The organism is bacterium, assembly GCA_040756715.1.
In the GTDB taxonomy this organism is placed as follows: domain Bacteria; phylum UBA9089; class UBA9088; order UBA9088; family UBA9088; genus JBFLYE01.
The window spans coordinates 1-8,268 of sequence record JBFLYE010000122.1; the positions used below are offsets into that span (position 1 = coordinate 1).

Genomic DNA, 8,268 nt, shown 5'->3' on the forward strand with positions numbered 1-8,268 from the left:
ATTTTTTAAGTAAAATAGAGAATATTAGGTAATTTTTTGTCAAGTGCAAAATATGTAGTGCCGAAAAAATTGGGCCTTAGATTTAGTATTAGAGCCAATTTTCAAATTTAGTGGCGAAAATGACTTGTCAACAATATAATCTTTGGAAATACCAATTCTGGCATAGACTGCTACAATAATTCTTTCCCAATCATTACAAACAATACCATATTTGGGAATAACAATCACGGCATTGACTGCGAAAGTTCTTCCTTCCCAACCATTACCAACAACATTGTAGCAGAAAATGGGACAACAAGCTCTGGTTATTATGGCATCTATAATTCAGGAGGCAACCCTGTCATTAATATAACTGTGTCTTCGGAAATGGATATGGTGGAAACAGGAATTATTTTGGTTGCTCTACTGGATTAAAGGACATACAACAAAATTCCCAATTTATAGGAGGAGATGATTTTCATCTTAAAGCTAATTCTCCCTGCATAGATGCTGGTTTGAATACCGCACCCTCTATCTCTTCAACTGATAAGGATGGCAAGATAAGGATATTCAACGGTATTGTTGATATGGGTGCTTATGAGTATCAAGGGGCAGTAGAGCCTCAAATATCAAGCATAGCTCCAAACAAAGGGGGAAATACAGGCGATGTTACAATAAAGATAACAGGAAGGGGGTTTGTGAATGATGCAATTTTAAAGCTGACAAGGATAGGCTATCCCGATATTATTGGAACAATGACATACTATTCAGAGAGCTCCCTCCTTGCCACATTTGACCTTACTGCCAAAACCCCTGGTGTCTGGAATGTGGTTGTTGTAAATTTGGGTCAGAACCTGATACTACAAAATGCATTTACCATTGAGCAAGGCGGTGAGCCAAAGCTTTGGACAAATGTTATAGGAAGGCAAGAGATAAGGGTTGGACAAGAGCAATTATATTGGATAGATGTAGGAAATTCTGGAAATATTGATGCAGAAAATGTATATGTTAGGCTTACAATTCCCACTGGATTTTTGCTTAAGAGGGTTGAGACAAAAGGTGGGTATATTGTCTGGGATAGGGATAGCCTTCTAAAAAATATTGAGGAGGGAAAAGCTCTATATCCAGAAGATTGGCAAGGTATTCCAGATGGAAGTATAACAACATTCCTTGACCAATCTGATATATTCTGGATTCCAAGAATTAGACCTTCTGAAACATTCGTATTTAAAGCAGTAATTTATGCGCCTTTAACCCTATCTTCCCAAGAGCATGAAGTCCAAGTTGCTATTGTTCCTGTTTTGGTAGCAGGAGCGAAAATAGTTGGTGGGATTGTTGCAACTACTTATAGTATCTTCCATTACTTAGTGCAAAAATAGTATTTAAGAAATTTTGAATTCTAAATTTTGAATTTTGAATTGAAAAAGGTTAAGTTTTATAAAATTTTGAATTCTAAATTTTGAATTTTGAATTGAAGGTTTAAGTTTTATAAAATTTTTTCCCTTTTAATTCAAAATTCAACATTCAAAATTCATAATTTTATAAAGTTTTCCTTAAGATTATCTAAACACATACATTTTGTAAAGCGTTATGGAATTAACTATATATTAAGCATTGTATTGCCCAGACCCTTAAGACTACAGCAGAAGAGATAGCAGACCCGGCAGATACTGACCTTTGGCAGGCGCTTTATAAAACCTCTCATGAAGCTCTGGATAAAACAGTGGAGGAAATTACAGGTTGGGCTAGTTGGGCCCAAGAGGGTATAGTAAAATTTAGTGAAAGTATTGTAAAAAATCCCGATGATATTGCATTTCGTTTGTATCAATCTGGGGTTGATCCAACAAAAGCAAAAGAAGTAACTTCTAACCTACAAGGTTTATATGCAAAGATAGGGATTACACCGGAGACAGTGGGAAAGGTTTCAAAGGGAGTTATGGTTCTTGATTTTGCATTGGAAATTGATAAAAAACTTGGGATATCTGGGGGAATGTGGCAGGAGATAACCAAATTGTTAAGTAGGGTTGCAGCGTGGGATCCGAATGATAAGGAAGGTCCTGCAAGCCAATGGATACTTCCAGAACAAACATTACATTACACAATATTCTTTGAAAACGCCATTCCAACAGCCACAACCTATGCCAGAAGGATTGAGATTACAGACCAATTGGATTCTAACCTGGATTTGGCAACATTGGTTTTTGATGATGTTTGTATAGGAGGAAAGGTTATTGATATTCCAGAAGATAGCATAATCTCAACATCAACAATCTTTTCACCAGGCACCTGGACAGGTCCTGCACCAGAGACAGATACTTGTAAGCTTTGTATTTATGCCTCATCTACACCAACAGGACTTACCCGTTTTATCCTGGAGGCAAGAGATATAAATGGAAGCTTAACCGACCTTCTTCCTCCCAATTCATATTCCCCAAATGGCGAAGGATGGGTAAGCTTTAGCATTAAGCCTAAATCAGATCTATCATCTGAAACACAGATAAAAAACAAGGCTGGCATTATATTTGATATCAATCCTCCAATAGACACAAAAGAGGTGCTTAATACAGTTGATGCAAGTTTCCCAGCAAGTAGCATTGCTTCGCTTCCCTTAACCCAGACAAGAACTACATTTTCAGTAAATTATTCTGGAAGCGATGCCCATTCTGGGGTAAAAAACCTTGTAGTCTATATTTCTGACAATGGTGCATCTTATGCCCCCATATTCACAAAGACATTTGATAGCCCCCTCTCTACATTTTCTGGTTCTTTCACCTATCAGGGTAAATATGGCCATAGCTATAAATTCTATTCTCGCTCAATGGATGCAGTAGGTAACTTTGAGGCTGAGCCATTATCTCCTGATGCAGAGATAAGTATTATTCTTGAAGGATTAAGGATAAATACAGACAAAAGGGCATTGGGTATATCAGCAACAACAACCCTGTATTCCCTGAATCAAGAAGGGACAGAATATGTGGAGGGAACATGGAGCATTGAGGGAAACATTGGAACATTGTCTAATAGCTTTGGAACAAGCACCATTTTTTATGCATCATCTATTGGCTTTGGGACAATTAGTGTTATAAGCCAGGCAAAGGGTAGCTGGACAAGTATCATTGTTGGAAGGCTTGTAGATAAAGTAAATACTTTAACGGCCACCCTATCTGTTTTCTGGGGAACAGCAACAATTAGAATAGGAACAGAGGCAAATACCCTTGTCTTTATTCCACCGAAGGCTGCAAGCGTGGATAAATTAAGCAAGCTAAAGGGAAATGTTGGAATTGGTGTTGTTCTTAATGCCTATGATACCTTGGGTAACAAGCTCTCTGGAACCTTAACTAATCCCATCTATATTGAGATACAATATAAAAAGGAATTACTTGGAAACATAGACGAGAATACATTGCTCTTTTATATCCTGTCAGATGAGGGAGATGTTGGAGGAACCATATCTTGTAGCCTATCTACAATAACCAAAACAATCTCTGGAACATTTAATCACCTTTCCATAATTGCATTAGCTGGGACAAGCCAACAGGCCCTTACTGCCGAGAATCTAAAAAACATCTCTGTCTACCCCAACCCATTTGTCCCTTATGACAATGACAAGGATAATGGCATTCCCTATAATGGCTCAGCGGATTCGGGGATTACCTTTAAGGGATTGACCGAAAATGCAGAGATTAGGATATTCAATCTAGCGGGTAGGTTGGTAAGGGAGGTTATGCTTACAAATCAAGGAATCTGGCAATGGGATGCGAGAAATCAAAATAATAAAGAACTGTCAAGTGGGATATACATCTATGTAATTACAAATAACAAAAAAGAGAAGGCAACGGGTAGGATTGCCATTGTGAAATGAAAATGAAATTGCTTTTAGTAATTGGCTTAATAGCATTTTCAGGCTATGGAATTGATGAAAACGCCGGGGTATCCGGGGCACAATTTCTAAATAATATTGGGGTTAGTGCAAGGGCAAGTGGAATGGCTGGTGCATATTGTGCCCTTTCGGATGATGTTGATAGCATATGCTACAATCCCGCTGGGCTTGGAAAGATAGAGAAAAAAGGGATCGGATTTATGCATAGCCGCTATCTTAATGAGGTAAATTATGAGTATCTGGCAGGGGTTATGCCTCTTGGAAATCAAGGAATAGGAATTGCCCTTTCCTTGCTCAATTCCTCTCGGATAAAAAGGACTACCATCTCAAACCCCACTGGTGATGGCTCTTACTTTGATGCCTGTGATTATAGCCTTACCGGCTCATATGGAAAAAACATTACCAATTCCCTTTCTTGTGGGTTTAACCTTCGCTATATTGCTCAAAGGATTGACAAATTCTCTGCCAAGGGCTTGGGAGGGGATTTTGGAATACTTTGCAACACCCCAATTAAGGATTTAAAGCTTGGTTTTGTCCTTCAAAACATAGGAGGAAAAATAAAGTTTGTTGAGAAGGAAGATAAACAACCTTTTAATATTAAGGCAGGAGTGGGCTATAAAATAAATAGGGCAAACCTTGCTTTGGATATAAATAAACCAGCTGATAGCGGTCTAGGGATAAATCTGGGTGGAGAGTTTTGGCTAATCAACAATCTATGCCTTAGGGCAGGATATGCCTCAGGTGCAGATGATGGCTCAGGAATAAGTGGAGGGCTAGGGATAGGATTTAAAGAGATTAAGCTTGATTATGCCTATATTCCCCGTAAGCTCCTTCAAGATAGCCATTATCTTTCATTAAAGATTGGCTTTGGTAAAGAAAAAAGGGAAAAACCCAGGGTTAAGAAAGTAGAAACTAAAGCAAAAGGGATTCCTAAAACAGAGGAAGCTCCTAAATTACCCCCTTCTGAAAGCCGTTTATCCAAGCTTATCCTCTATTCAAATCCATCCGGTGCAAAGGTTTATCTGGACAATACATTCAAAGGAACAACACCCATTATCCTCGATGAGCTAGCCTTACAAAAGCCATACAAGATAAGGGTATCAATGGATGGCTTAAAGGATTGAGAAAAAGAATTTATTCCCAAAGAAAGGATAGATTCATTAAGGGCTGAGCTAATCCAAGCTCCAAAGTAATATTCTGCCTAACAAACCCCTTGCCAAATAATGGTTAGATTGTATAACATTATATATATGAAACTTAAGCATTGACATTGGCGGGATAAAGCTTAAAGATAGCCATTTTGGATGGAGAGAACAACATCCAGCAGGATTGTAGATTCCGCATAAGTTGACATCTATTCCTTTCCAAGCTTAAAATGTTTATATAGAGTTTAGATATCTGATAAATTTAGAATAGGAAAACTTGCGATTATTTAAATAAGTTGGAGAATAGGAGGGTTAAAAAAATGGAAAGATCTGAAGAATTAGAAAAGGTTATGAAGAAAGGCGATGAAGTTTATCACAAGTTTCAGAAGAAGTGGCTTGAGGAGAAACTAAAGGGTAAATATGCGGCTATTGAACCTGACTCAGAGAAGGCATATATTGGGGAGAACTCTTTGGAGACACTAAAGAAGGCAAAAGAGAATTACCCGGATAAGCTTTTTTATCTTGTAAAGATAGGGTATGAGACGGCAGCGATGCTACGGAGGAAGGGTTTTTGAGAGGATACCTTGATGAGACCCTAACCCCAAGGGTAGAGGTAACCCTATTTGATATTGAGAAAATAGGAAAGGATTTTTCTTGTGTTATTGACACCGGATTTACAGAGGAAATCTACCTACCAGTAAAATTTGCTGAGGAACTCAATCTTGAGATATCAGGGGTAGAACCTATTATGCTTGCTGATGGAAGCATAACAAAAGTGAGTATTGCCCCTATTTTTTTAAAATGGTGTGACAAGACAAAGGAGGTAATAGCTTTAATTGGAGGGGGTAAGGACATTCTGATTGGAATAAAGTTATTGAGCGATTATGAGCTCAAAATCAATTTTACAAAGGGGGTTGTTGAGCTCTTATAGCTATGAAACTTAAGCATTGATATTGGCGGGATAAAGCTTAAAGATAGCCATTTTGGATGAGAATGATAACACAGGTTTCAAAAACGCTTGACAAAAAGGTCTTTGTTGTTTAGAGTTTCTTTGATGAAAGAGTCATTAAGGTATTTAAACAATGCAAAGGAGATTTTAAGGTCTATTCCAATTGAGAATAATACCTATACAGATATTAAGCCTGTTAGGGAAGCCTTTGGAGTTGCCTATCTTTCTATCCTTGAGGCAATAAAAGGGTATCTTGTAGAAAAAAAGGGTTTTACAAAAAAGGAACTTCCAAAATCAATAGATGCTTATAGGGAGGCATTGAGGAAACATCTAGCTGTTCATAATGGAAAGTTGATGAAGGAATTTGAGAAGCTTTATGATGGCTTACATATTGCAGGATATTACCAAGGGCTTATTTATGATACCCAGGCAGTCAAGGAGTATTTGAAGGCAACAAAAGACTTTATTGAGAAGATAAGATGAAGGTTTTATCTTGTGAATAACGCAGTCGCTACAAAAGAATTGGTAAGATGAAAATAAAGGGTTTGTTGATATACAGAGAGGATGCAGAACACCTTTAGGTATTTTTGTAAAATAAAGCAAAAAGCATCTTTGTCGCAAAAAGCGAGAAGGGTGCTTTTTTTGTTTAAGGGGGTGATGTAAAAAAAATTTAAAAATAGGAGGATAAGGTTATATATAAATTACGGCAATCAAAAGGTCAAAGCCTCCAATAAGCTGACCTGTTTTTCTAAGCTGTGCATATTCTCTTCCGTAATGCTCACATATTTCCTCATTTATGGGAAGAATTTTAACAAAGGAGAGAAAGTCTTTTAATCCTTGCCTTGCCTTTTCGGAATTATTGCTAGAATAAACCCCTCCTTGAAGCTCTGCCAAGGTAACATTGAAAAGAAGGAATTGCCTTAAAAGAAGCATTGTCTCGTATCTACCAATCACTAACCGAGGGGAATGCACATAGCCCACCCGAACAAAGGGAAAGATTATACAGGAATAGCATTCTTATAGTATCTTCCATTACTTAGTGCAAAAATAGATAGGGTTGTGTTTATCTGTTAAAAATTCATCCACCTTTTAAGAAATTTTGAATTCTAAATTTTGAATTTTGAATTGAAGGTTTAAGTTTTATAAAATTTTTTCCCTTTTAATTCAAAATTCAACATTCAAAATTCATAATTTTATAAAGTTTTCCTTAAGATTATCTAAACACATACATTTTGTAAAGCGTTATGGAATTAACTATAATTATATGGAATTAACTATAATTAAAGTATAAGGTAGAACCAACCAATAACCGAGCAGAAAGGGGATTGAGGGAACAGGTAGTAATCCGTAAGATAATAGGAAGCTTGAGGAATGAAAAAGGAACCAGAATCTATTGAAGTGATTACCTCTGTTTTGACTACCTTAAAAACAAAAAGGATATGATCTTAACCAAAAGTTGGTATATACACTATAATGGAGCTAAACACATACCATTTTTCTATAAAAGATATGGGTAGGTTTCAGCTACCCCTTACTTGACAAGGCAATTGTAAAATCTCTATAATACCAAAAAAATGGCAAAGAAGAAAAAGGATTTAGGCCTCCTTATATTTCCCTTTATTATTCTTATATCTATTTTATATATAGGCTTCTATGTTTGGATGGGGAAATATTATTGTGAAGGAAACATCTCCCTTCCTTTGGATGACCCATTCATATTCTTCCAATATGCCCAAAATATGGCAGATGGACATTTCTTAAAATACAACCTAGAAGACCAGGCAACCACAGGCGTTACAAGCCTCCTTTGGCAAATCCTTCTAGCTTTTGGCTTTGTTTTAGGGTTTTCCGGAATGAATATAATCTATTGGTCTTTGTTTCTCTCCCTGATTATCCTTATTCTATCCGGCATCTTTACTTATCTTATAGGAAAAAGGCTTGTTTCCCCTGTGGTTGGTGTGATTGCAAGCCTGATGGTTATTTTAAATGGGCCATTTTTATGGGCCTGCTTTTCTGGAATGGATACTGGGCTTTTAGGAATGACCATTCTTTCTTCCCTCTTTGGGTTTTTGAAGGCTTGTGAAAAGAAAAATTTTCTTTTGTTTTCTATTTTTGCTTCCTGTATGTCCATTGCAAGGCCTGAGGGGTTTATCTTTTCCTGCCTTGCTTCTTTTCTTATTTTGCTTAACCAGATAATCCTGCCAAAAAATGAAAAACCCTCGATTGCCCAGATATTTCCTGTTTTTCTTCCTGTTATTGTAGGCTCTTTCTGGCTCTTTCTAAACCTTGTTCTAACCGGCTCAATAAATTTTAAC

General features: G+C 37.0%; 9 protein-coding genes and 1 pseudogene. 9 read left to right on the forward strand and 1 reads right to left on the reverse strand.

Translation table 11 applies throughout. The annotated features are described in order from the left end of the window. Nucleotides 1–138: 138 nt before the first annotated feature. The 7 genes from AB1397_04705 to AB1397_04735 all read left to right on the forward strand — a co-directional run bounded on the left by AB1397_04705 (nt 139) and on the right by AB1397_04735 (nt 6,436). Nucleotides 139–414 carry a right-handed parallel beta-helix repeat-containing protein gene (locus tag AB1397_04705; protein MEW6482285.1) on the forward strand — a complete coding sequence of 92 codons (276 nt, stop codon included), beginning with the start codon at nt 139–141 and terminating at the stop codon, nt 412–414. A gap of 26 nt (nt 415–440) precedes the next feature. Continuing rightward, nucleotides 441–1,358, forward strand: coding sequence for a choice-of-anchor Q domain-containing protein (locus tag AB1397_04710; GenBank protein ID MEW6482286.1), 918 nt, complete (start codon nt 441–443; stop codon nt 1,356–1,358). Between the two features lie 344 nt (nt 1,359–1,702). Next, entirely contained in the window at nt 1,703–3,841 is a 2,139-nt protein-coding gene (locus tag AB1397_04715; GenBank protein ID MEW6482287.1) for a T9SS type A sorting domain-containing protein, read from the forward strand. Nucleotides 3,842–3,843: 2 nt separating this feature from the next. Continuing rightward, nucleotides 3,844–4,983, forward strand: a complete 1,140-nt coding sequence (locus tag AB1397_04720) for a PorV/PorQ family protein (GenBank protein ID MEW6482288.1) — start codon at nt 3,844–3,846, stop codon at nt 4,981–4,983. Between the two features lie 341 nt (nt 4,984–5,324). Then, on the forward strand, nt 5,325–5,579 hold the full coding sequence (locus AB1397_04725) for a hypothetical protein (protein MEW6482289.1): 255 nt from the start codon (nt 5,325–5,327) through the stop codon (nt 5,577–5,579). After that, complete coding sequence (locus tag AB1397_04730; GenBank protein ID MEW6482290.1) at nt 5,576–5,935, forward strand: hypothetical protein; 360 nt, start codon at nt 5,576–5,578, stop codon at nt 5,933–5,935. Before AB1397_04725 ends, AB1397_04730 begins: the two co-directional genes overlap by 4 nt. Nucleotides 5,936–6,058: 123 nt before the next feature. After that, on the forward strand, nt 6,059–6,436 hold the full coding sequence (locus AB1397_04735) for a DUF5618 family protein (GenBank protein MEW6482291.1): 378 nt from the start codon (nt 6,059–6,061) through the stop codon (nt 6,434–6,436). Nucleotides 6,437–6,643: 207 nt separating this feature from the next. Here the strand turns inward: AB1397_04735 and AB1397_04740 are convergent, their stop codons facing one another. After that, the gene (locus tag AB1397_04740) at nt 6,644–6,886 is read right to left on the reverse strand and encodes a type II toxin-antitoxin system VapC family toxin (GenBank protein MEW6482292.1); all 243 of its coding nucleotides are present in this window, start codon (nt 6,884–6,886) and stop codon (nt 6,644–6,646) included. Between the two features lie 359 nt (nt 6,887–7,245). Between AB1397_04740 and AB1397_04745 the strand changes: the two are divergent. Both AB1397_04745 and AB1397_04750 read left to right on the forward strand, forming a co-directional pair. Further along, nucleotides 7,246–7,396, forward strand: a pseudogene (locus AB1397_04745) (hypothetical protein). Nucleotides 7,397–7,527: 131 nt separating this feature from the next. Continuing rightward, a partial coding sequence (locus AB1397_04750; GenBank protein MEW6482293.1) for a hypothetical protein occupies nt 7,528–8,268 on the forward strand: 741 nt, incomplete at its 3' end.

Coding starts and splice junctions, on each gene's coding strand:
- AB1397_04720 (MEW6482288.1), top strand. CDS start 3,844: ATGAAATTGCTTTTAGTAATTGGCTTAATAGCATTTTCAGGCTATGGA.
- AB1397_04725 (MEW6482289.1), top strand. CDS start 5,325: ATGGAAAGATCTGAAGAATTAGAAAAGGTTATGAAGAAAGGCGATGAA.
- AB1397_04735 (MEW6482291.1), top strand. CDS start 6,059: ATGAAAGAGTCATTAAGGTATTTAAACAATGCAAAGGAGATTTTAAGG.
- AB1397_04740 (MEW6482292.1), bottom strand. CDS start 6,886: ATGCTTCTTTTAAGGCAATTCCTTCTTTTCAATGTTACCTTGGCAGAG.